Source organism: Pseudoalteromonas sp. 13-15 (assembly GCF_001468205.2).
Taxonomy (GTDB): Bacteria; Pseudomonadota; Gammaproteobacteria; order Enterobacterales; family Alteromonadaceae; genus Pseudoalteromonas; species Pseudoalteromonas marina.
Window position 1 is genome coordinate 3,282,734 of record NZ_CP019162.1, and the last position, 22,598, is coordinate 3,305,331.

Consider the following 22,598-nt stretch of genomic DNA (forward strand, 5'->3'; position numbering starts at 1 on the left):
AAGGAGTGTTAAATGCGTGTTTTTCAAGTGTGCTTACTGTGCTTAGCACTGTTTGTTCAATACAGGTTATGGTTTGGTCAAAATGGTGTGCAAGATTACTCGCGCTTAAAAGGGGCGGTGGCAACCCACCAAGACACTAACGAAAAGTTGATAAAACGTAATAAAGTGCTCAAAGCCGACATAGAAGATTTAAAGCTTGGCCTTGAAGGCATTGAAGAACGTGCCCGAAACGAATTAGGAATGATTAAGCCGGACGAAACATTTATTCGTGTTTTACCGGGCAACCAATATGAGAAATAAACAAACTATCGTTGCGATTGTACCCGCAGCAGGTGTAGGCAGCAGAATGCAGCACAATGCACCTAAACAATATATACAGTTAGCGGGTAAAACAATTTTAGAACACACCCTAACTAAATTATCTCAATTATCACAACTACAAACTATTGTTGTTGCCCTTAGCGATACAGACCCATACTTTGATGAACTACCATTAACCGATGCGCGCATTGTTCGTTCAAGTGGTGGCAAAGAACGTGCTGATTCAGTACTTAATAGTTTGTTATTTTTAGCACCCAATCCTCCTGATTGGGTATTAGTGCACGATGCAGCGCGCCCACTGGTTGACCTAGCAGACATAGAGCGCCTTATCAGTGAGTGCCTTAGTGCAAATGAAGGCGGAATTTTAGCCAGTAAAGTAAAAGATACCATTAAACGTGGCGGTACACACTCAAAGCAAACCGTACCAAGGGATGATTTATGGCAAGCGCTTACCCCTCAATTTTTTAAGTACAGTGACCTTAAAAATGCGCTGCAAAATGCGCTACAAAGTGGGGTGCCTATTACCGACGAAGCCAGTGCAATTGAGTGGGTAAACAAACCAGTAAAACTTATAGCGGGTCGTAGCGATAATATTAAAATAACCACGCCAGAAGATTTAGCTTTGGCAGGGTTTTTATTAAATAAACAACAAAACGAGAGTGCAGTATGATACGAATTGGCCATGGTTTTGACGTACATAAATTTGGCGGCGAAGGCCCGTTAACTATTTGTGGTGAAAAAATTGATTACCCACAAGGCTTTTTAGCACACTCAGATGGCGATGTAGCTATTCATGCATTATGTGATGCTATTTTAGGTGCGCTCGCTATGGGCGATATTGGCAAGCACTTTCCTGATACAGCGAGCGAATATGAAAATATAGACAGCCGCATTTTGCTTCGTCATGTTGTTAAGTTAGCTAAAGAGCAAGGCTATGTATTAGGAAACGCCGATGTCACCATTGTGGCACAAGCACCAAAAATGCTGCCGCACATACAGGCTATGCGCGTAAATTTAGCCAGCGATTTAAACTGCGATCTTAGCCAAATAAATGTTAAGGCTACGACAACTGAAAAATTGGGCTTTGAAGGACGTAAAGAAGGTATTTCTAGTCATGCCGTGGTTATTATGAGTAAAGAGCTTGCGAGTACAAAAAACGCATGAGCGACTTAAATTATTTATACGGCGCACCGCTTTCAAAAGCTGACTTTAAAACCACTGCAGAAGACTTTATGGTAGATGAAGATCTAGGTATAGAGTTTACAGGTAACGGTGAGCATGTATGCTTGCAGGTGGTTAAAAAAGGCGAAAACACACAATACGTGGCTAAAATTATCGCGCAAAAAGCCGGTGTATCGCCTCGCGATGTAAGCTACGCGGGCATGAAAGATCGTCATGGTGTATGTAGCCAATGGTTTAGTGTAAAAGTGCCCATTAAAAAGCATATAGATTTTACAGAGTTAAATAGCGAAAGCATTTTTATAGTGTCGCAACAGCGCCACGAGCGTAAATTACGCACCGGTTGCCACAAGGGCAACAAATTTACCATTACCCTTCGTAATGTTACCGAGCCGCTTGATATATTATGCCGCATAAATGCTGTGCGTGCTGGTGTGCCAAATTACTTTGGCGAGCAGCGTTTTGGCCGCGATGGGCATAATTTGGTTATGGCCGAAAAAATGTTTGCCGGCGAACGTATTCGCGATAAAAAGCTTCGCGGTATTATCATTTCTGCAGCGCGCTCGCACGTATTTAACCAAATAGTAAGCTTGCGTGTAAAAGAACATGGCTTATCCAAAACCATGCACCGCGAAGTATTTATGCTAAGCGGCAGTAATGCATTTTTTGAAGATGCAATTAACGACGAAAACATAGCACGTTTAGCCTCTGGCGATATTGTAATGTCGGCACCAATGGCAGGCAAAAGTGATAAAGGGTTAACTGAGCAAGAAAAAATATGGCTTAAACCCTATCAGGCATGGTGTGAAGGCCTGGGTGAATTAGGGCTTAAAAACGAGCGTAGAATGTTGCGTTTGATTCCTGATAACTTGGCAGTAGAAACACTTGATAACACTACACTTAAGCTAAGCTTTGGTTTACCTAAAGGATGTTTTGCAACCGCATTACTACGTGAACTGGTGGACTATACAGATGCAAGTCCAAAAGAGCGAAAAGAAAAGGATAATGGCATAAATGAAGATACTGTTAAGTAACGATGATGGCGTTAATGCTAAAGGCATAGCGGTCTTATATAACGCGCTTACAAAAATTGCAGACGTCACTTTGGTGGCACCCGATCGCAATTGCAGTGGTGCAAGTAACTCACTCACATTAATGAACCCATTGCGTGCAACAACTCTTGAAAATGGGTTTATGTCAGTTAATGGTACGCCAACCGATTGCGTTCATTTAGGTGTTAATCAGCTTGTTGACCAAAAACCAGATTTAGTTGTGGCAGGCATTAATCATGGCGCCAATTTAGGTGATGATACGCTTTATTCAGGCACTGTTGCTGCAGCGACCGAAGGTCGTCATTTGGGGTTGCCTGCTATTGCAGTCTCACTTTGCTCACACAATGGCGAGCACTTTGAAACAGCGGCTGCGGTAACAGTTAATATAATTAAAGAACTTGCATCGCACCCATTACCAAAAGACCAAATTATTAATGTTAATGTGCCAGATGTTCCACTAAGTGAATTAAAAGGTGTGCAGGTTACGCGTTTAGGCGCTCGGCATAAAGCTGAAACTATGACCAAGCAAACAGACCCTTGGGGTCGAAGTATTTACTGGTATGGCTCGCTTGGCACAGAGAGTGATGCAGGTGAAGGAACTGACTTTTACGCCATTAATAATGGCTTTGCATCGGTGACACCACTCAGTGTTGATATGACCGCACACAATAGCATTAAGGCAGTTGGGGACTGGTTATCTAATTTGGAGATAAATCGTGCTCGCTAATTACACGCGAAGTGCGAAAGCGTTATCAGATTTACTTAAACGTGAAGGTGTTGAGGATCAAGGCGTACTTGATGCCATTGCAGGTATACCTCGTCATTTATTTATTGACGACGTATTGCAGCACAAAGCTTATGAAAATACAGCGCTACCTATTGGGCAAGGGCAAACTATTTCGCAGCCTTATATTGTAGCCCGTATGACGGAGCTTTTGAGGTTGGCCGGTGTGCGCGATAAAGTATTAGAAATTGGCACGGGCTCTGGCTATCAAACAGCGGTATTGGCTAAAACGTTTACTAAAGTTTATTCTGTTGAGCGGATCAAAGCTTTGCAATGGCAGGCTAAACGGCGTCTGCAGCAGCTTGATTTATACAATGTAACAATGAAACATGGAGATGGCTGGCAAGGTTGGCAATCTCAAGCACCATTTGACGGTATTATTGTTACCGCTGCGGCTGCCACCGTACCTCAAGGTTTGTTAAGTCAACTCGCCGATGGCGGTGTATTATTAGCGCCGGTTGGCGAAGCTGATCAAAAATTAATAATGGTTATTCGAAAGGGCGAAAGCTTTACAGAGCATGTTATTGCACCAGTAAGATTTGTACCTTTGATACCTGGTGATATTGAATAGGAATTCACTTTGAAGTTGTTTACTAAGTTGTACGATATGGCCCTAGTATGGGCAAAGCACCGCCATGCGGAGCGTTATTTAGCAGGAATGAGTTTTGCCGAGTCTGTTTTTTTCCCTATCCCACCCGATGTAATGTTAGCGCCAATGTCGCTGGCTCAACCTAGTAAGGCGTGGCGTTTTGCTAGCTTCGCAACGATTGCATCTGTGCTGGGCGGGGTAATTGGGTACCTTCTTGGTTTTTGGCTTTTTGAACCTGTTGTAGAGCCGCTAATTGCACAGATGCATTGGCAAGAAAAGTTTGATGTAGCATTAAATTGGTTTAAAGAGTATGGCGTTTGGGTGGTGTTCTTAGCTGGTTTTTCACCCATACCCTATAAAGTATTTACAATTGGTGCGGGCGTTTTGCAGATGGCGTTTTTACCGTTTTTAATTGCTTCAGCAATCGGGCGCGGTGCTCGGTTTTTTCTAGTTGCTGCGCTTATGAAATGGGGCGGAGCGCAAATGGAGAAAAAATTACGTCAGTATATTGAAGTGCTTGGCTGGGGATTAGTAATATTAATAGCCGTTGCGTACTTTTTGTTGCGTTAAGCTATATAAAATAATGTTACTTAAACATGGAGAAAAGCACGATGAATAGACAATTTATGCTTTATGTTGCTTTGTTCATTAGTGTTTTTCTCTTTGGTTGTTCATCTCGCCATGTTCCAGCGCCCGTTAGTAGCTTAAATAATAATGTTAATGACTCAAACCATTTAATTAACATTGTAGATGGCAAATATACAGTACAAAAAGGAGATACACTTTATTCAATCGCATTTAGCGCAGGAAAAGACTTTAGAGAACTTGCTAAAAACAACTTAATTTCAAGTCCTTATGTTATATATCCAGGCCAGTCAATCTCTCTCTCTCCCACTATCAAAAAAATTAAAAGCTCAAAAAAATATACGAATTCGAGTAAAAAGTCTAGAAAAAACATACAAAATAATAACAAAAAATTAAAGAAAGGACTTGATCAGCCAAAAAAACGAGAGTATGTTCAAAAACAAGCCAAATATAAAGTTAGTAACCAAAAGCAGTTGTCGAGCGGTAAATTAAAGTGGTTTTGGCCAGCAAAGGGCAAAATTACCAAACGCTTTTCTAATAAGGAAAACGGCTATAAAGGCTTACAAATTACTAATAAAATGGGGGCTACAGTTTTAGCCGCTGCACAAGGAACGGTGGTGTATGCGGGTAACGCGCTTCGAGGTTATGGTAATTTAATCATTTTGAAACATAATGATGATTACCTAAGTGCTTATGCACATAACTCGAAATTACTTGTAAAAGAAAAGCAAAAAGTTAAGGCAGGACAAAAAATAGCAGAAATTGGCAATTCAGAGTCTTCGGTTACCGCGCTTCGCTTTGAAATTCGTTACCGTGGGAAAGCTGTCAATCCTGCTAAATACCTTCCTTAGATTTTAGGTATTGATAATTGCTCTGGAGAAGGCTTATGGCTAGCGCAGCAAAGATTGAAAAAAATATCAGCAATGACGACAAGTTTGATGAAAACACCGTTGAAGAAGCAACACCGTTACTTGAAAAAGTAGATGACGAAGACATATTTGCCAAAGAAGAAGTGACTAAAAACCTAGATGCCACCCAACTTTACTTAGGTGAAATAGGCTTCTCTCCATTATTAAGCGCTGAAGAAGAAGTATTTTTCGCGCGTAAATCCCTTAAAGGCTGTGAAGCCTCTCGTAAACGTATGATTGAGAGCAACTTACGTTTAGTTGTTAAAATTGCACGTAGATACAATAACCGTGGACTAGCGCTACTCGATTTAATTGAAGAAGGTAATTTAGGGTTAATTCGTGCTGTTGAAAAGTTTGACCCTGAACGCGGGTTTAGATTTTCAACCTATGCAACATGGTGGATACGTCAAACAATTGAACGCGCCATTATGAACCAAACACGCACTATTCGATTGCCCATCCACGTAGTGAAAGAGCTAAACGTTTACTTACGTACAGCGCGAGAGCTAACCCAAAAGCTCGACCATGAGCCAACTGCAGAAGAAATAGCTGACTGCCTAGATAAACCAGTTGAAGACGTAACCAAAATGTTACGTTTGAATGAAAAAATAGCGTCGGTTGATATGCCTATTGGTGGCGAAAACGACAGCGTGCTGCTTGATATTTTACCTGACGAAAAAGGCAACGGCCCTGAAGGTGAAGTGCAAGACACCGAAATTAATAAACACATTGTTGATTGGTTAGGAGAGTTAAACCTTAAGCAACGTGAAGTACTGGCGCGTAGGTTTGGATTACTCGGCTATGAGCCATCTACACTTGAAGATGTAGGTAGAGAAATAGGGCTAACACGAGAGCGAGTAAGACAAATACAAGTTGAAGCACTACGTCGTTTAAAAGATATTTTGCAACAAGAAGGGTTAAGCACAGATAGTTTATTTAACCAATTTTCTTAATAATAAATTTAAGGCCTTACAAGGCTTGAATAAAAAATGCCGAAGAAATTATTCTTCGGCATTTTTTGTTAAAGCAACGCTTTTAATTTATAGAGCAATTCGTGTGCTTGACGAGGCGATAAGTTATCTGGGTCAATTGCACTTAATTGTTCTTCCACTAATGAAGGCTCAATTACAGCGCCATTATTAAATGAAAATGCGTGTTGCTCAGCATTAGGTGCAGTAACACTTTGGTGATTTTCAAGTAACTTAAGCTTTTGTTTAGCTTGTGTAATTACCGCTTTAGGCACACCAGCCAGCGCGGCCACTTGTAAACCAAAGCTTTTGCTTGCCGCACCGTCTAGCACAGTATGCATAAATGCAATGGTGTCGTTATGCTCTATTGCATCAAGGTGAACGTTTACAAGGCCCTGCGTTTGCTCTGCAAGCTCAGTTAATTCAAAGTAGTGAGTTGCAAACAGGGTTTTAGCGGATATTTTTGATGCTAAATGATTCGCTGTGGCATATGCAAGCGAAAGCCCGTCATAGGTACTTGTACCACGTCCAATTTCATCCATTAATACCAACGACTGCGCTGTCGCATTATTTAAAATAGTGGCGGTTTCGGTCATTTCAACCATGAAGGTTGAGCGGCCAGAGGCTAAATCATCACTTGCACCAATACGCGTAAATATACGATCAATATTGCCTATTTTTGCGCTATCGGCAGGGACATAACAGCCAATGTGCGCCATTAATACAATAAGCGCTGTTTGGCGCATATAGGTTGATTTACCACCCATATTTGGGCCTGTAATAATCAGCATTTTGCGCTGACTATTAAGCTCTACAGGGTTTGCAATAAATGGGTCTTTCATTACCTGTTCAACAACCGGATGACGGCCTTGTTGAATACTAATGTTGTCGTTGTCGCAAAGCTCTGGTTTAGCATAATTAAGTGCAAAGGCACGCTCTGCTAAGTTATTTAATACATCTAAGTCAGCAAGCGCTGCAGCCATTATTTGCAGCTGTTCAATGTGTGGAGCGATAAATTCAAATAACTCTTCGTATAGTTGTTTTTCAAGCGCGAGCGCTTTTGATTGGCTGCCTAGTACTTTATCTTCATGCTCTTTAAGCTCTGGAATAATATAGCGTTCATTATTTTTAAGCGTTTGGCGGCGAATGTAATCAGCAGGTACTAAATGCGAGTTGGCGCGGCTCACTTCTATAAAAAAGCCGTGTACTCGGTTATAGCCAATTTTTAATGTACTAATGCCTGTACGTTCACGCTCGCGTTGTTCAAGCTGCTCAAGTACATCTGTGGCACCTTTACTTAGGTTACGCCACTCATCTAATTCACTATTATAACCAGGCGCAATTACGCCCCCATCACGAATAAGTACTGGCGGATTATCAATAACAGCTCGCTCTAGCAATGCTTGTAGCTCAGGTAATTCAGGTGAGTGTTTGATAATACTTGTAATGCGTGGGTCGCTCGCATCACTTAATAAATTATGCAGAGGTGCAAGTGCTTGTAGAGCACTGCGCAAGCGTGTTAAATCCCTTGGGCGTGCAGTGCATAATGCTAAACGCGCTATTACACGTTCTATATCACCAATCTCTTTTAGCGACTCGTGCAATTCGCCGCACAGTTGTACGTCTAAAATTGCGCTAATAGCATTTAGACGAGAGTTCAACTCGTCTTTATTTCGAACAGGTGTATGAATGCGGCGTTTTAATAAGCGTGAGCCCATTGCTGTGGCTGTTTTATCAAGAACTTGTGCAAGCGTGTTTTCAAATCCGCCCGATAGATTAACCGTTAGTTCTAAATTTTTACGGGTAGCGGCATCTAATATAACAGCGTGTTCGTTATGCTCAAGTGTAATGGCGCGAATATGAGGCAAAGCAATGCGCTGTGTATCTTTCACGTATTGCATTAAACAGCCTGCAGCTACGAGCGCTGAGTGAGCTTTTTCTACACCAAATCCAACTAAATCTTTTGTTCCAAATTGATCGCATAATAAGTGCTGAGCCGTATCTAAGTCGAACTCCCATTCAGGGCGACGACGAGCGCCTTTAATATGTTCGATTAGATGGGTGTTTTCAAAATTTTCGCTATAAAGCAATTCTGCTGGCGATAAACGTTGTAGCGTTGAGCTTAACGCTTCGTCAGTATTTACTTCTACAACGTTAAAACGCCCAGAATTTATATCAAGATACGCAACACCGTATTGGCCTTTTTTATTTTGCCAAACACTGGTCAGTAAGTTGTCTTGTCGTTCTTGAAGAAGCGCCTCATCTGAAATAGTGCCCGGTGTAACAATGCGCACTACTTTTCGCTCAACAGGGCCTTTACTGGTTGCGGGGTCGCCAACTTGTTCACAAATAGCAACTGATTCGCCCATTTGTACTAAACGAGCTAGGTAGTTTTCTACGGCATGATAAGGCACACCTGCCATAGGAATAGGGTCACCACCGGCTTTGCCGCGTTGAGTTTGCGAAATATCGAGCAATTGAGCTGCACGTTTTGCGTCGTCAAAGAAAAGCTCATAAAAATCACCCATACGATAAAACAATAAAATATCGCGATGCTCTGATTTTATTTTTAGATACTGCTGCATCATAGGGGTTTGTTGTTTTATAGTGTGTGGTGCAAAAAGATCAAACGACATGTATTTACCCAAAGGCTGAATATGGAATTACATCAAGAGATTAAAACACTTGCTGCGAAATTAGGTGTTATTTTAACGGATAAATGCTTATGGATCACTACTGCTGAATCATGCACAGGTGGTGGAGTGAGTTATGCACTAACAGACACACCTGGCAGCTCGCGCTATTTAGGGCGTGCATTTGTTACTTATAGCAATGAGGCAAAGCACGAACTACTCAATGTAGCGACGAGTACGTTAGAGCAGTATGGTGCTGTGAGCGAGCAAACCGTAAAAGAAATGGCGTTGGGGGCAAAAAATCTTGCCAGTGTTGACGTTGCTATTGCTATATCGGGGATAGCAGGGCCGGGTGGAGCAACACAAGATAAGCCAGTGGGTTTTGTATGGTTCTGCCTACAAATTGCAGATAAACAATTTACATTTAAGCAAATATTTAGTGGTGATAGAGCCCAAGTTAGAATGCAGGCTATTGAATTTGCTTTGAAAAATACAATTGAAAAGATAAATTTATAAATTTCGCTTGATACTGTGGTTTCATACAGTATACTTGTTCGCATTAGCCGGATTTGGAGAACAAAATGAACGATAACAAACAAAAAGCGTTAGACGCTGCACTATCACAAATTGAGCGTCAATTTGGTAAAGGTTCAATCATGAAGCTGGGCGACAATAAAGCCCTGAACATTGATGCAGTATCTACAGGTTCATTAGGGATCGACATTGCTTTAGGCATAGGCGGTTTACCAATGGGTCGTATTGTTGAAGTATATGGTCCTGAATCTTCAGGTAAAACAACACTGACTTTGCAAGTTATCGCACAAGCTCAAAAAGAAGGTAAAACATGTGCCTTTGTTGATGCTGAGCATGCTCTAGATCCTGTATACGCTCAAAAACTAGGTGTTAACATTGATGAGCTTTTAGTTTCTCAACCAGATACGGGTGAGCAAGCGTTAGAAATTTGTGACATGTTAGTGCGTTCAAGTGCTGTAGATGTTGTGATTGTCGATTCAGTTGCAGCCCTAACACCTAAAGCTGAAATTGAAGGCGACATGGGCGACTCGCACATGGGCTTACAAGCACGTTTAATGTCGCAAGCATTACGTAAGCTTACGGGTAATATTAAACGTTCAAATACATTATGTATTTTCATTAACCAAATTCGTATGAAAATTGGTGTAATGTTCGGTAACCCAGAAACAACAACCGGTGGTAACGCGCTTAAGTTTTACGCATCAGTTCGTATTGATATTCGTCGTATTGGCTCGGTGAAAGAAGGTGATGAAGTTGTTGGTAACGAAACGCGCGTTAAAATTGTTAAAAACAAAGTAGCGCCTCCGTTTAAACAAGCCGAATTTATCATCATGTATGGTGAAGGTATTTCTAAGCAAGGCGAGTTAATTGATTTAGGTGTTAAGCACAAAATTGTTGAAAAAGCAGGTGCTTGGTACAGCTACAATGGTAACAAGGTAGGCCAAGGTAAAAACAATTCAATTAAATTCTTAAAAGAAAACGTAGAAATTGCAAACGAAATTGAAGGCAAACTACGCGATATGTTATTGCTTAAAGCGACAATTGAACCAGAAGATGGTGAAGATGTACTAGGTGATGACGCTGACCTTTAAGGTTTAAAACGTTCTTCAAGCTTGATTTGACCCGAGCTTTACAAAAACGCTAGCCAGTAATGGTTAGCGTTTTTTTGTGTGAAAGCATTTATTAAGTCGTTATTAATTCGCCTAACTAAACGTGCTGTTTTTAGGTTATAAAGCCTTAATAGCATCGGGTTTACTGTATTAACACTTTGGTGGGTTTGTAACTACAGTTTTAAAAATGAAAAACGACACAAAAGCTGTGTCGTTTAAATTGTGTGATTAAAATATACTTATAATTAGCTTTATAGTTGCCAGTTAACAGATAAGGCATAGTTACGCGGCGCGCCGTAGTAACCTTGCGCCCAAAATAAGCTATGCAAATACTTTTCGTCGGTGGTGTTATTTACGTTAAAAGTAACACCTACGTTTTGAGTAATCTTGTAGTTGGCCATCAAATCAAGAATACCATAAGCACCTTGGTTTGTTGTTACAAGTGCTGTACCCGTTTCGTCAAAGACTTGTACACGGCTCACCGAATCTTGCCAGCGATAGTTTGCACCAAATGTTAAGCCTTCAAAAAACGGTACCTGATAAGTAGCGGCAAGTTTTAATTGATTTTCTGGTGTGTAGTCTTTTACTAAATCATCACCTTTAATGCTTAGATTACTAAAGCTTACGCTAGTGCTTAAACTCTCAGTAAGTTTACCGCTTAGTTCTACCTCAAAACCGTCACTACTAATGCCATCAGCAGCATAGTAGCGCGTATCACTCGGTAATGAATCAGGTAGTGCAACTGCAAGGCCTTCCTGTTTAGCATCAAAATACGCCAACGTTAAAAACACTTGGTCTTCTAAAAGCTGTGCTTTTAAACCTATTTCGCTACTTTTGCCAGTAATAGGGGCAAGTTGCTCAGCGTTTATATCCAGCTCTTCTTGGGGCACGAATGTTTCGGTATAGCTTGCGTAGGCTGAGAGTGAATCTGTAAAGTCGTAAACCGCACCAATATAAGGAATAACTTCACTGTCATCTCGTGTTTGCACTACTCCATACGCAGTGCCTTTTGTTTCCCAGTCGGTGTAACGAACACCTGCAAGCACACTTAGTGGGTCACTAAGTTTTATGCGAGTAGATATATAAGCAGATTGCTGCTTGTTTTCAATATCACTGCCGTTTAAACCATCTGCAAGTGTTGCTTCTGGCGCTACGCCATTCCATGTATCAAGCGATGGCATGGCAGGAAAGCCATTACCCGTTGTGTAATCGTATAGTGACTGCTCGTTATAATCCATGTTTGCTTGGCTTACACCAAATGATAGGTCGTGCTCTTGACCAAATAAATCAAACTTACCACTAGCGTATAAATCAAACAGGTCGTGTTTATCCTCGTAATCATAACGGCTTGCGTAACCAGTAAGACCTAGGCCTGTTTCTCTATCGGGTGTGCCATAAACATAAAAAAGCTCTGAATCTTGCTCGTTTTCAATATGTGCATAACGGGCGGTTGCTACCCACGTTGCTGATAAGTTTTGCTCAAGCGTTACATAAACCTGTTCAGCACTGTTGTCCCAGTATGACCAATCTGATGCAGTACTAGTAGATGCATCGTAATCAGTGGCTGAGCCATCAGTGTAGTAAAGGGGTAATGCTCCCCAAAGAGGACTATCGGCATCTTTTTGTTGATTAACGTAGTTGAGACTTAGCGTTGTATCATCTGTTAATTTACCTTCATAGGCTAAGTAACCTATTGTTTTGTCAGTTTCGTAACGGTCCAAGTAAGACTCTGCTTTATGCTTAGTAAATACCGCGCGTACAGCGTGCTCATCGTTTATTGGAGTCGAAACATCAACCTCTATTCGTTTGTTATTCCATGAGCCATAAGATACAGATGCATGCGCTTGTGTTATGTAGGTCGGTTTTTTAAGTACCATGTTCACTGTTGCAGAAGGGTTTCCTGCACCGGTCATTAAACCGTTAGCCCCACGAACAATTTCAACACGGTCGTAAATAGAGGTATCTAATGAGCCTTGAATTGACCCCGAACTTTGTGGAATACCCAAGCCATCTACTTGAAAGTTTGTGATTTCAAATCCACGGGCTTTAAAGTAAGTCCGATCTGTTTCTATTTGCTCCACCGTTACACCGGGTGTGCTTTCAAGAACGGAGTTAATATCATCTAACGAAAAATCGTCCATTAATGCGCGCGAAACAACCGAAATACTTTGCGGGGTTTCTTTTATTGAAAGGCCTAATTTAGTTGCAGACTGCGCATCTTCGGTAATGTAGTTTTTATGATGCTGGCCATATACGGCTATTTTCTCTAATGACTCGTTGTTAGTTTTTAACTCCTGCGCAAACGTATTTCCAGATAAAATTAAAGAAGTAACAATGCTTAGTTTAGACAAACGCAAAATAGTAGGGGACGACATATCGGTTCCAGTTCGTTAAAAAATTGGAACTTATGCTAATCTAAATGATATTGATTTGCAATTGCATTGTTGTGGTTTGTTTATCTTTTAACTAATTTGGGCCAGCTTAATTAATACCCTTAGGTTTATTTTAAAATTATGTAGGGTTTAATTAAGAGGTTTATTAACCAAATTTAAAGTTATACGCATAAAAAAAAGCGGCCTAAGCCGCTTAATTTATGGAGTAGACTTTAAACTAAAAAGCGTATTTAACAGAGAATTGTAAGCGGTCTAAATCACCATCAATACCGCTCTGAGTTTCTCTCTCAGCATGTTTTAACTCTGCACCAAATGTTAGGCGTTTAACCGGAGAGTATAAAATATTTGCGCTATAGCTTTGCGTTGATTCAGTAGGATCACCTGAAATGCTCAACAAATCAGTGTTGTTGTCAGCTGAAAAGAATGAGTAAAGGAATGTTGAACGCCATTGGCTGCTCCATTTATGCTGATAAGCAACAAAGCCAGACGTTGAGTCGATTGCATCTAACTCATCACCATTGAGTACGGCACCATGAGCAACATTTAAACCTACATATCGGCCTAAACCTTTACCTTGTGTCAGCATAAATTTAATGTTGTCGTCGCCTACTTTAAACATACCCGATGCACTTACGCCAAATGACGTTTCATCAGCATCAATACCGCCCACTTTATACGTTAATTGGCGAGCAAGTGCGGTTACAACAAGGTTACCCCAGTCTGCTTTGTGTGTGTATCGTGCGGTAAAATCAGGAAGCGACGCATCATCAGTTGCAACGCGTGCTCCGCCTGTTGTTGTGATTGTGCTTTCAGGGTTTTCTAATGAGAAAGACCACGCACCTGTTGTGTATTTAATTTGAGCTTGGCGAACAAACACTGTGCCTTCAGCAGGGCCTACAAAGTCTAACGTTTCAGGAAGTGCTCCTACGTTTTGAAAGTTTGACCATGTTTGGCCAAATAACCATCCGTCGTAGGTTATAAAAGCGTGGCGGATGCGTGGAGCGAAAGAGTTTGATACGCGTTCATTACCACCTGCGGCTGAGGCAAGAAAATCAATTTCAATCTTGCTGTTAATTTTTTTACCGTTATCTAGCAAGGTCGACGTACCAAAATTAAAACGCGATTGACGCGCATGCATATCAAACACTGCGTCTGAGCTGTCATCATCACCTACAGTTAAAGTACTCGGTACATAAAAGTCACGACCAACGCTTGTACCAGCAGAGGCACCCGCTGAATAATCACTCCACATAGTGTCGAGTTTAATATATCCGCCGTAAGTGAACTCTGTGTCACCAATCTTTGCAGCTGTAGCCGCATAAGTAGTGCTTGATAGTGCACATAAAACAGCGCTTGCTGCGAGTGTTTTTAATGGAGTTATTTTCATACTGGTATCCCTTGTTTAGGCTACTTGTTGTTTATAATTTTTTACTCGTTTTTGCCAATACTTGCTACAGGTGTAGATTACGAATAAAAATAAATAGTGTGAGTCTGTTCAGTGTTAATAAATATTCTTTTAATTTTTAAACAATGCATGCAATAGTTTTTAGATTTGCTTAATTGTTCAACACAAATACTTTAGATATGTGCAGTGTTAACTCAATTATCTATTGGTCTATAAGACTAAGGTTTAACAGTGAAGTAATCTTTTGCTACCTTTATTTAACATCATGTATTGTTTAGGTAAAAATATTTAAGCTTATTAATTATATAGTACAAATTAGTAATATGGAGGCGAGTACAACTAAGGTCTAATACTTAATAAAGCACTGCTGAGTAATCCTTGTTGAGAGCCTAAGGCAAGTAATTTAAACGGAGACTAAGATGTCACAAAGTATCTATCCTGTTCCTAATCATATAAAAGACACAACACTCGTTGATAAAAATAAATATAATTCGATGTACCAGCAGTCAATTAATGACCCCGAAAGCTTTTGGCGAGAGCATGGTCAACGCCTCGATTGGTCTACTCCTTATACTAAAGTTAAAAACACCTCTTTTGATAAAGGGCACATCAGTATCAAATGGTATGAAGATGGCTTCTTAAATGCCTCTTACAATTGTATTGATCGTCATTTAAAAACCAAAGCCGATAAAATTGCACTTATTTGGGAAGGTGATGACCCGTCACAAAGCGAAAATATTACGTATCAGCAATTACACGATGAAGTTGCCAAATTTGCTAATGGTTTAAAAAAGCTAGGTGTGCAAAAAGGTGACCGAGTTGCTATTTACATGCCAATGACCCCGCAGGCTATTTATGCTATGCAAGCGTGTGCTCGCATTGGTGCAATTCACTCAGTTGTATTTGGTGGCTTTTCACCTTCGGCAATCGCTGACCGTATTAAAGACTCTGGTGCTAAAGTGGTCATTACATCTGATGAAGGCCGACGTGCAGGTAACTGCGTGCCATTAAAAGCGAATGTTGATGAAGCCGTATTACAAGATTCTGTAACCACTATTGAGCACGTGATTGTACATCAGTTAACAGGTGGTGAAGTTGATTGGCACGATCACGATATTTGGTGGCACGACTTAGTCGCTGACTTACCAGCACAGTGTGAACCAGAGCCAATGAACGCAGAAGATCCGCTATTTATTTTGTATACATCAGGTTCAACAGGTCAACCTAAAGGGGTTGTACACACAACTGGCGGTTACTTAGTTTATGCGTCAATGACTCACGAGTACGTATTTGATTTACAAGATGATGATGTGTATTGGTGTAGTGCCGATGTAGGTTGGATCACTGGGCACAGTTATATTGCATACGGACCGCTGGTGAATGGGTGTACACAAGTTGTATTTGAAGGCGTACCTACATACCCAAGCGCAGGAAGAATGGGTGAGGTGGTTGATAAGCATGGTGTCACTATTTTATATACTGCGCCTACAGCGATTCGAGCATTAATGGCCAAAGGTGATGAGCCTACCGCAACTTCACATCGCGATAGTTTACGTATTTTGGGTTCAGTAGGTGAGCCAATTAACCCAGAGGCATGGAACTGGTACTACGAGAGTATAGGTAAGTCTAATTGTCCAATTGTGGATACCTGGTGGCAAACAGAAACAGGTGGCATTATGATCACGCCACTACCTGGTGCTACAGACACGAAGCCGGGTTCTGCAACCCATCCATTTTTTGGTATTGCTCCGGCACTTTATGATGCAGAGGGAAATACACTAGAGGGCGCGGTTGACGGCAATTTAGTTATTTTAGATAGCTGGCCATCACAAGCGCGTACTGTTTATGGCGATCATGAGCGTTTTGAACAAACTTACTTTAGTGCATACCCTGGCGTTTACTTTACCGGTGATGGTTGTCGTCGTGATGAAGATAGCTACTACTGGATAACAGGGCGTGTTGATGATGTACTCAATGTATCTGGGCATCGTTTAGGCACTGCTGAAATAGAAAGCGCATTAGTTGCTCATGAAGCTGTGGCAGAGGCTGCTGTAGTAGGTTACCCGCATAATATTAAAGGCCAAGGCATTTATGTTTATATTACGCCTAACGAAGGGGTGACGGTGAGTGATGAGCTTACAACAGCGGTTCGTAATTGGGTTCGTAAAGAGCTCAGCCCAATAGCTTCTCCAGATATGATTCAATGGTCTCCGGGTTTACCTAAAACACGCTCAGGTAAAATAATGCGTCGTATTTTGCGTAAAATTGCTGCCAATGAGCACGAGCAATTGGGTGATACGTCAACCCTTGCTGATCCGTCGGTAGTGGATGAACTTATCGATAATCGATTAAATCGATAAATACGCGTTAAAAGCTTGATTACAAGTTAATTCTAAACGTAGTATATCGGCTGTTACTTAGTAATAAGTATCAGCCGAATTTTTAGGAGTGAACCATGAGTCAGTTTTTAATAGCGGACGATCATCCGTTATTTCGTGAAGCACTAAAGGGCGCACTGAGCGCAAAATTTGAAGGGCTAGAAGTGTTCGAGTCGTCAGATTTTGATAGCACATTGCAAGTGCTAAGCGAGCAAGAAGATCTTGATATATTACTGCTAGACCTTCATATGCCAGGTAATGGTGATTTGTATGGTCTTATTCGTATCCGAGAAGAGTACCCAAGTTTACCGATTGCTGTGGTTTCAGGCAGTGAAGACGTTAATATTGTTTCTAAAGTCATGGGTTATGGTGCTATGGGGTTCATTCCCAAATCATCCTCATCGGACGATATTGCCAACGCAATTAACCAAATACTTGAAGGTGATACATGGCTGCCAAAAGAGCTTAAAAACAAAGTAGCCGAAATTGAAGGTGAAGACAGAGAAATTGCAGCGCAAGTCGCTTCTCTTACACCTCAGCAATACCGCGTTTTACAATATTTGCATGAAGGATTACTCAATAAGCAAATTGCTTATGAGTTGCACATTTCAGAAGCAACAGTAAAAGCACACATTACCGCAATTTTTAGAAAGCTCGGTGTCTATAACCGAACGCAAGCCGTACTGATCGCTGCTAAATTACAACTAGAGCCTATTGAGCCAGCTCAATAATGGTTTAACGGCTTTGAAGCGATTTATTACCGTTATATTTTACCCGCTATTTTGAATTGGCATTTTAGCGCATGGGCATATTGACGGCTATGCTTTGAAACGCATTTAATTTTGGGCAGGCGTAGGTTAAGTCCTTTAGGCAGCGTCTGCTTAGCACTTATGCTTTTTCATCTTTCATTTATGACAAAACACGCCTAATACCTATACCTTCTGCTTTGTCTAACATTAAACGGCGTAATTAATTACAAAAGGTCAACATATTCCTGCTTTTGTGTTATTTAGCTTTACTCACAAACCATTCACCTTTTATACATGATCTAAATTACAAATAATGCTAGGTTACGGCAATTTTATAACTTTAAGAGCAGGGTATGACAGACTCCACACACACACCTAGCAACAACCCAAATAAGGGGTTGTTTAATCGGTTTTTAGCCACCGTCGAATTTTTAGGCAATATGCTGCCTCATCCAATTACACTATTTGCAATATTTGCAGTGGCAATTGTTGTGTTTAGCGGTATTGCAGATTGGTTTGGATTAAGTGCGATAGACCCTCGCCCGGTAGGTGCTCCTGGGCGCGACGCTGATGGCGTTATTGAAGTCGTAAGCTTATTAAGCGCTGAAGGTTTACAGCGCATTATGGCTGGGCTTGTCACTAATTTTACGGGGTTTGCACCCTTAGGTACCGTGTTGGTTGCACTACTTGGTGTAAGCGTTGCTGAGCACTCGGGTTTGCTCTCTGCAGCCATGCGAGGCATGGTAATGGGCGCTTCTAAACGTTTAGTTACGTTTATGGTGGTGTTTGCCGCTATTATGTCTAATACCGCCTCAGAGCTAGGTTATGTGGTTTTAATTCCACTCGCAGCGATGATTTTTCATAGTTTGGGACGTCATCCTTTAGCTGGCCTTGCCGCTGCATTTGCAGGCGTGTCGGGTGGCTATAGTGCTAACTTATTATTAGGAACTATTGACCCACTTCTTGCTGGTATTACAACTCCTGCGGCTCAAATGATCGATCCAACCTATGTTGTTGGCGCAGAAGCAAACTGGTATTTCATGATGATATCGGTGCTATTAATTTCAGTACTAGGTACTTTGGTAACTGAAAAAATAGTTGAGCCACGTTTAGGTAAATATAACCCAGACGAAGCCGGTATTGATCTGTCTCAAAACAGCATAGACACCCTTACTCAACAAGAAAAATCAGGTCTAAAATGGGCTGGCGTTTCTTTATTAGTAGTTTCTTTATTACTTGCTTGGACCATCGTTCCTGACGATGGCATTTTACGAAACCCTGCAACCGGTGAAGTTGCGGGTTCTCCTTTTTTAAAAGGGATTGTGGTTATTATTTTTGTGACATTTAGTATCCCTGGTTTTGTGTATGGCCGTGTTGTTGGCACTATGAAAAACGATAAAGATGTTATTAATGCCATGAGTAAAAGCATGAGCTCAATGGGGTTATATATTGTGCTAGTCTTTTTTGCGGCGCAATTTGTCGCATTTTTCAAGTGGACTAATTTAGGCACCATTTTAGCTATAAACGGTGCGGCGCTTTTGCAAGCTTTAAACCTGACAGGCCCTGAAGTATTTGTTCTGTTTATTTTAATGTGTGCGTTAGTAAACCTAAGCTTAGGCTCATCGTCAGCACAATGGGCTATTACAGCGCCTATTTTTGTTCCTATGCTTATGTTAATAGGCTACGCGCCAGAAACAATTCAAGCGGCTTACCGTATTGGTGATTCGGTAACAAACTTGATAACCCCGATGATGAGTTATTTTGGTTTAATACTTGCCGTGGCTGTTAAGTATAAAAAAGACATGGGCATAGGTACGCTGGTTGCTACCATGCTGCCATACAGTATTGTATTTTTTATTGGCTGGGTTATTTTGTTTTATGTTTGGGTATTTTTACTGGGTATGCCTGTAGGGCCTGAGTCTCCTACGTATTACACACCGTAATTACTTATTTTACGCGAACAATAAAAAAGCCAGCTTAGCTGGCTTTTTTTAGCAAATGAGCGTGGTATAACCACAAAGGTTAACGCGTCCTAGCTAAATACAACGGTTTTATTGCCATTTATAAATAGCTTGTGCTCTGAAGCGAGTTGCAACGCTTTGCAAAAAACCGTTTTTTCAACGTCTTTACCCATTTTTGCCATCATTTCAGCTGTGTTAGCGTGAGTCACACTTGTCACGTCTTGTAAAATAATTGGGCCTTCATCTAATTCATTATTTACAAAGTGAGCCGTTGCACCAATAATTTTTACGCCGCGCTCAAATGCCTGATGATACGGTTTTGCACCAATAAATGCGGGTAAAAAAGAGTGATGAATATTAATAATTTTACCGTCAAAGCGGCCTACAAATTCAGGGCTTAAAATACGCATATACTTGGCTAAACCAATTATATCTGGGTTATAACTAGCAATTAAGTCACCTACTTGTTGGTCATGTTCACTTCGGCTTAGCCCAACATGCGATACCACATGAAATGGCACACCAAAACCTTTAGCAAGTGGTTCTAAATCAGGGTAGTTAGCAATAACAGCTAGCACTTCAATATTAAGTGTTTGCTCAAACTGTTTTAATAGCATACCACCTAAGCAGTGTGCTTCTTTGGTGGCAAGCAGCACCACTTTAGTTTTTGCATCGTCGTGCAATGCAAGTTTGGCGCCTTCAGGTAATAAAGCGCGTAGCTGCTCTAAAAAGTCACTTTGTGGTTGCCCCGTCAGCTCAGTGCGCATAAAGAAACGTTTGGCGTCTTTGTCTACAAATTCGTTATTACGAGTAATGTTCAAGTTATTTTGATGACAAAGCCCGGTGATTTTAGCAATTAAGCCCACATCGTCGGCACATTGGGTGGTTAGTATGTAACTCATTTTCCTCATTCTTACCCTATGATTAATGTTTCATTATTTGTGTTTTAAAACATAAAGCAAGGGCTTTGTGGGCTAATCAAATATTAATCATGTTATTGCACGCTTTTAGTTTAATTTAGACGTTACATAGCGGTGGGGCATATTTAGGTAAATAAAAAATGCCACCCAATTATACAGGTGGCATTTATCTGAAAATGCTATTTTTTTGGCTCAGACGCCAAGTCGTCTTCTTGACGTAAAAAGCCAGCGGCTTCTTCATCGTCTTTAGTTAGAGTAGGTTGCATAGGCATTGCGCGAGTTTGTTGATTCAACTGATGTAGTTGAGATGCGTTACCTAAATCGCGTTCACTCGTAATAGAGGCTATGGATTCGCGGTCTTTCAAAAAGGCGATTACATCTTTTTTGATTGCTTGTAATTGACCTTCATCTTTGTGCATTTCCATAATATGGCGAGGATGCTCAAGGTTTTTCATACCTGTTGCGGCAAAGGTTGTCGAAACGACACGCGAAACAATCACCCAAGGTGTTATGCTGCTGCGCACTAAGGTGTTTTCTGAACGAGTGCTATCGTGAATACCTGTACCTGTTGATATTTTTGACTCAGTAAATGTGCCTTCGCATTTAAAATATACCAGTAAAGATTCAAATTGCATTTCGGCAAAAAATAAGTGTGCACTGTTGCTTAGCAACTGGGCAAAGGCTTTAATTAATACACCAATCAGTAATAAGTGAACACTTGCCATTAACAGTTCACTAAACTCAATAATATTTTGATTATTAAACGCTTGCTCAATGCTATTTATATTTGCTGCATCAATATAGTGGTAAATATTAATAAACGAGTAGGCAAGTAATACGGTAAAAGTAAGCGCTACAATATAAAGTAAGTTACCGCTAATTAACGCAATTAAACGCGAAAGACTAAAGTGCTTACCTAAATCCATCGTGTGCAGTTTAGGTTGGATTTCTTGAATCATTTCACCTTTAAAGCCGCCTTTACCTTCAATTTGCTCTTGTAATTTAGGATCTAGCTCACGGTAAACCCTATTAGGTACTTCTTTGTAACGACGGTTTGCCATCACTAAATTATCAAGGTTTATAAAAATTTCATCGGGATGAACAGACTCTTGCCAGTTCTCCCTCAGTTCTGATACCTCGGCAGTGGGGGTCACAATATTTAAACGAGCTTTAATCATTACAAACACAAGGGCGCAACTTAGTGTAGCGAGTATAATAATGGCTGTTAAATACAGTCCAGCATTAAGGCTAGGTAATTGTTCTAGCCAGTTGTCTATTTGTTGTTTACTAATGCGTTGCTCTTGCATTAGCCACGACATAGAAAGCCCTATAGCAATGGGTAATATAAACGATAAGGAAATGATTTTAGCAAGCGCACCCGTACCCAAGGCTTCAATGTTTTTTTCGGCATTTCGTGAAATGGGTTTGCCAGACGAACGCCAAGAAAACAGCACGTAAAACATTAAAATTGCGCTATATATCGGAAAAGCAAGTTCTCCCGCTTCGCCTGTAAAGCCTGAGAGTGATACAAATGCAACCAACGCATAAGCAATAAGTGCAACCAGCGTGCTAACCCATGAGCCAAATAAACGTTGGGCAACATTACGTATTGGATAGGGTAGAAATAATAGTTTTGGTATTAAGCTGTGTAGTAAGCGAGATAAAAAGCCGTTTGGTTCTTTGAACGTACTGTTTTTGCGCCCAACAAGCATTTCCTCTAATGTTTGTGCTGTGTAGGCTACTTCGTTTTTTTCTTCTTGTGCAGTTGAGGTTTGCGATTTACTAAAGTTAAACGCCAGCGATGTAGGGTGATTTCTACCTACAAAGTACTTAAGTGTGGCATATATACCGCCAGATAAGGTACGAATACCTAGTGCGAGTATTAACATGCCAAATATCATCAAAATCCAACCTGCGGTAGCGTCGTCTTTTACAGAGCTAGATGCGGTAACTAACAGGCTAACACCCACAACAGCCTCAATCAGCCCTCTTACAGCCTTTACTTTACCTTCTAGTTTAAAAGGGTTTTTTAGTCCAAGATCGATTGATCCGTAATCAAAAGCCATTAAATGCTCCTTATAAATAGCACATCCAAAAAAGGGAATATCAGCAGAGTTACAATAACGTATG

General features: G+C 40.8%; 19 protein-coding genes. 14 read left to right on the top strand and 5 right to left on the bottom strand.

Annotated features, from left to right (window positions below; all coding sequences use genetic code 11):
* Window positions 1-12: 12 nt before the first annotated feature.
* The 9 genes from ftsB to rpoS are packed head-to-tail and all read left to right on the top strand — an operon-like array spanning window position 13 to window position 6,371.
* Window positions 13-300 carry a cell division protein FtsB gene (ftsB, locus tag ATS72_RS15215; RefSeq protein WP_006791955.1) on the top strand — a complete coding sequence of 96 codons (288 nt, stop codon included), beginning with the start codon at window positions 13-15 and terminating at the stop codon, window positions 298-300.
* The gene (gene ispD, locus ATS72_RS15220; protein WP_058428482.1) at window positions 290-991 is read left to right on the top strand and encodes a 2-C-methyl-D-erythritol 4-phosphate cytidylyltransferase; all 702 of its coding nucleotides are present in this window, start codon (window positions 290-292) and stop codon (window positions 989-991) included. Before ftsB ends, ispD begins: the two co-directional genes overlap by 11 nt.
* Window positions 988-1,485: a 2-C-methyl-D-erythritol 2,4-cyclodiphosphate synthase gene (ispF, locus tag ATS72_RS15225; RefSeq protein WP_058428483.1), complete on the top strand. Its 498-nt coding sequence runs from the start codon at window positions 988-990 to the stop codon at window positions 1,483-1,485. Before ispD ends, ispF begins: the two co-directional genes overlap by 4 nt.
* Entirely contained in the window at window positions 1,482-2,534 is a 1,053-nt protein-coding gene (truD, locus tag ATS72_RS15230) for a tRNA pseudouridine(13) synthase TruD (protein ID WP_058428484.1), read from the top strand. The genes ispF and truD overlap by 4 nt, the downstream gene beginning before the upstream one ends.
* Window positions 2,515-3,279 carry a 5'/3'-nucleotidase SurE gene (gene surE, locus ATS72_RS15235; protein ID WP_006791959.1) on the top strand — a complete coding sequence of 255 codons (765 nt, stop codon included), beginning with the start codon at window positions 2,515-2,517 and terminating at the stop codon, window positions 3,277-3,279. The genes truD and surE overlap by 20 nt, the downstream gene beginning before the upstream one ends.
* Window positions 3,269-3,907, top strand: coding sequence for a protein-L-isoaspartate(D-aspartate) O-methyltransferase (locus ATS72_RS15240; protein ID WP_058428485.1), 639 nt, complete (start codon window positions 3,269-3,271; stop codon window positions 3,905-3,907). The genes surE and ATS72_RS15240 overlap by 11 nt, the downstream gene beginning before the upstream one ends.
* A 9-nt stretch (window positions 3,908-3,916) precedes the next feature.
* On the top strand, window positions 3,917-4,495 hold the full coding sequence (locus ATS72_RS15245) for a YqaA family protein (protein WP_008126892.1): 579 nt from the start codon (window positions 3,917-3,919) through the stop codon (window positions 4,493-4,495).
* A 41-nt stretch (window positions 4,496-4,536) separates the two neighbouring features.
* Window positions 4,537-5,361 carry a peptidoglycan DD-metalloendopeptidase family protein gene (locus tag ATS72_RS15250; RefSeq protein WP_058428486.1) on the top strand — a complete coding sequence of 275 codons (825 nt, stop codon included), beginning with the start codon at window positions 4,537-4,539 and terminating at the stop codon, window positions 5,359-5,361.
* 35 nt (window positions 5,362-5,396) lie between these two features.
* Entirely contained in the window at window positions 5,397-6,371 is a 975-nt protein-coding gene (gene rpoS, locus ATS72_RS15255) for an RNA polymerase sigma factor RpoS (RefSeq protein ID WP_058428487.1), read from the top strand.
* Between the two features lie 68 nt (window positions 6,372-6,439).
* On the opposite strand, the gene mutS is transcribed toward rpoS, so the two are convergent.
* The gene (gene mutS / locus ATS72_RS15260) at window positions 6,440-9,022 is read right to left on the bottom strand and encodes a DNA mismatch repair protein MutS (RefSeq protein ID WP_058428488.1); all 2,583 of its coding nucleotides are present in this window, start codon (window positions 9,020-9,022) and stop codon (window positions 6,440-6,442) included.
* 21 nt (window positions 9,023-9,043) lie between these two features.
* Between mutS and ATS72_RS15265 the strand changes: the two genes are divergently transcribed.
* Both ATS72_RS15265 and recA read left to right on the top strand, forming a co-directional pair.
* Complete coding sequence (locus tag ATS72_RS15265) at window positions 9,044-9,535, top strand: CinA family protein (RefSeq protein WP_058428489.1); 492 nt, start codon at window positions 9,044-9,046, stop codon at window positions 9,533-9,535.
* A gap of 65 nt (window positions 9,536-9,600) precedes the next feature.
* Complete coding sequence (gene recA / locus ATS72_RS15270; protein ID WP_006791966.1) at window positions 9,601-10,644, top strand: recombinase RecA; 1,044 nt, start codon at window positions 9,601-9,603, stop codon at window positions 10,642-10,644.
* A 269-nt stretch (window positions 10,645-10,913) separates the two neighbouring features.
* Here recA and ATS72_RS15275 read toward each other — a convergent pair whose 3' ends face one another.
* Together ATS72_RS15275 and ATS72_RS15280 are read right to left on the bottom strand one after the other, a co-directional pair.
* Complete coding sequence (locus ATS72_RS15275) at window positions 10,914-13,037, bottom strand: TonB-dependent siderophore receptor (protein ID WP_058428490.1); 2,124 nt, start codon at window positions 13,035-13,037, stop codon at window positions 10,914-10,916.
* Between the two features lie 235 nt (window positions 13,038-13,272).
* A complete protein-coding gene (locus tag ATS72_RS15280; protein ID WP_006791968.1) occupies window positions 13,273-14,442 on the bottom strand; it encodes a DcaP family trimeric outer membrane transporter in 1,170 nt (389 codons plus the stop codon).
* A gap of 437 nt (window positions 14,443-14,879) precedes the next feature.
* Here ATS72_RS15280 and acs point away from each other — a divergent pair, with 437 nt between their 5' ends.
* From acs to ATS72_RS15295, 3 genes are all read left to right on the top strand, one after another.
* Entirely contained in the window at window positions 14,880-16,820 is a 1,941-nt protein-coding gene (acs, locus tag ATS72_RS15285) for an acetate--CoA ligase (RefSeq protein WP_006791969.1), read from the top strand.
* A gap of 95 nt (window positions 16,821-16,915) precedes the next feature.
* Complete coding sequence (locus ATS72_RS15290; RefSeq protein ID WP_006791970.1) at window positions 16,916-17,569, top strand: response regulator transcription factor; 654 nt, start codon at window positions 16,916-16,918, stop codon at window positions 17,567-17,569.
* A gap of 371 nt (window positions 17,570-17,940) precedes the next feature.
* Window positions 17,941-19,530: an AbgT family transporter gene (locus ATS72_RS15295; RefSeq protein WP_039036525.1), complete on the top strand. Its 1,590-nt coding sequence runs from the start codon at window positions 17,941-17,943 to the stop codon at window positions 19,528-19,530.
* Window positions 19,531-19,619: 89 nt separating this feature from the next.
* Here the strand turns inward: ATS72_RS15295 and purU are convergent, their stop codons facing one another.
* Window positions 19,620-20,450 carry a formyltetrahydrofolate deformylase gene (gene purU, locus ATS72_RS15300; RefSeq protein ID WP_010555843.1) on the bottom strand — a complete coding sequence of 277 codons (831 nt, stop codon included), beginning with the start codon at window positions 20,448-20,450 and terminating at the stop codon, window positions 19,620-19,622.
* Window positions 20,451-20,647: 197 nt separating this feature from the next.
* Entirely contained in the window at window positions 20,648-22,534 is a 1,887-nt protein-coding gene (locus tag ATS72_RS15305) for a hypothetical protein (RefSeq protein WP_006794861.1), read from the bottom strand.
* Window positions 22,535-22,598 lie beyond the last annotated feature (64 nt).

Coding starts and splice junctions, on each gene's coding strand:
- ATS72_RS15250 (WP_058428486.1), top strand. CDS start 4,537: ATGAATAGACAATTTATGCTTTATGTTGCTTTGTTCATTAGTGTTTTT.
- rpoS (WP_058428487.1), top strand. CDS start 5,397: ATGGCTAGCGCAGCAAAGATTGAAAAAAATATCAGCAATGACGACAAG.
- surE (WP_006791959.1), top strand. CDS start 2,515: ATGAAGATACTGTTAAGTAACGATGATGGCGTTAATGCTAAAGGCATA.
- purU (WP_010555843.1), bottom strand. CDS start 20,450: ATGAGTTACATACTAACCACCCAATGTGCCGACGATGTGGGCTTAATT.
- ATS72_RS15290 (WP_006791970.1), top strand. CDS start 16,916: ATGAGTCAGTTTTTAATAGCGGACGATCATCCGTTATTTCGTGAAGCA.
- ATS72_RS15305 (WP_006794861.1), bottom strand. CDS start 22,534: ATGGCTTTTGATTACGGATCAATCGATCTTGGACTAAAAAACCCTTTT.
- ATS72_RS15265 (WP_058428489.1), top strand. CDS start 9,044: ATGGAATTACATCAAGAGATTAAAACACTTGCTGCGAAATTAGGTGTT.
- truD (WP_058428484.1), top strand. CDS start 1,482: ATGAGCGACTTAAATTATTTATACGGCGCACCGCTTTCAAAAGCTGAC.
- ispF (WP_058428483.1), top strand. CDS start 988: ATGATACGAATTGGCCATGGTTTTGACGTACATAAATTTGGCGGCGAA.
- mutS (WP_058428488.1), bottom strand. CDS start 9,022: ATGTCGTTTGATCTTTTTGCACCACACACTATAAAACAACAAACCCCT.
- ftsB (WP_006791955.1), top strand. CDS start 13: ATGCGTGTTTTTCAAGTGTGCTTACTGTGCTTAGCACTGTTTGTTCAA.
- ATS72_RS15275 (WP_058428490.1), bottom strand. CDS start 13,037: ATGTCGTCCCCTACTATTTTGCGTTTGTCTAAACTAAGCATTGTTACT.
- ATS72_RS15280 (WP_006791968.1), bottom strand. CDS start 14,442: ATGAAAATAACTCCATTAAAAACACTCGCAGCAAGCGCTGTTTTATGT.
- acs (WP_006791969.1), top strand. CDS start 14,880: ATGTCACAAAGTATCTATCCTGTTCCTAATCATATAAAAGACACAACA.
- recA (WP_006791966.1), top strand. CDS start 9,601: ATGAACGATAACAAACAAAAAGCGTTAGACGCTGCACTATCACAAATT.
- ATS72_RS15295 (WP_039036525.1), top strand. CDS start 17,941: ATGACAGACTCCACACACACACCTAGCAACAACCCAAATAAGGGGTTG.
- ispD (WP_058428482.1), top strand. CDS start 290: ATGAGAAATAAACAAACTATCGTTGCGATTGTACCCGCAGCAGGTGTA.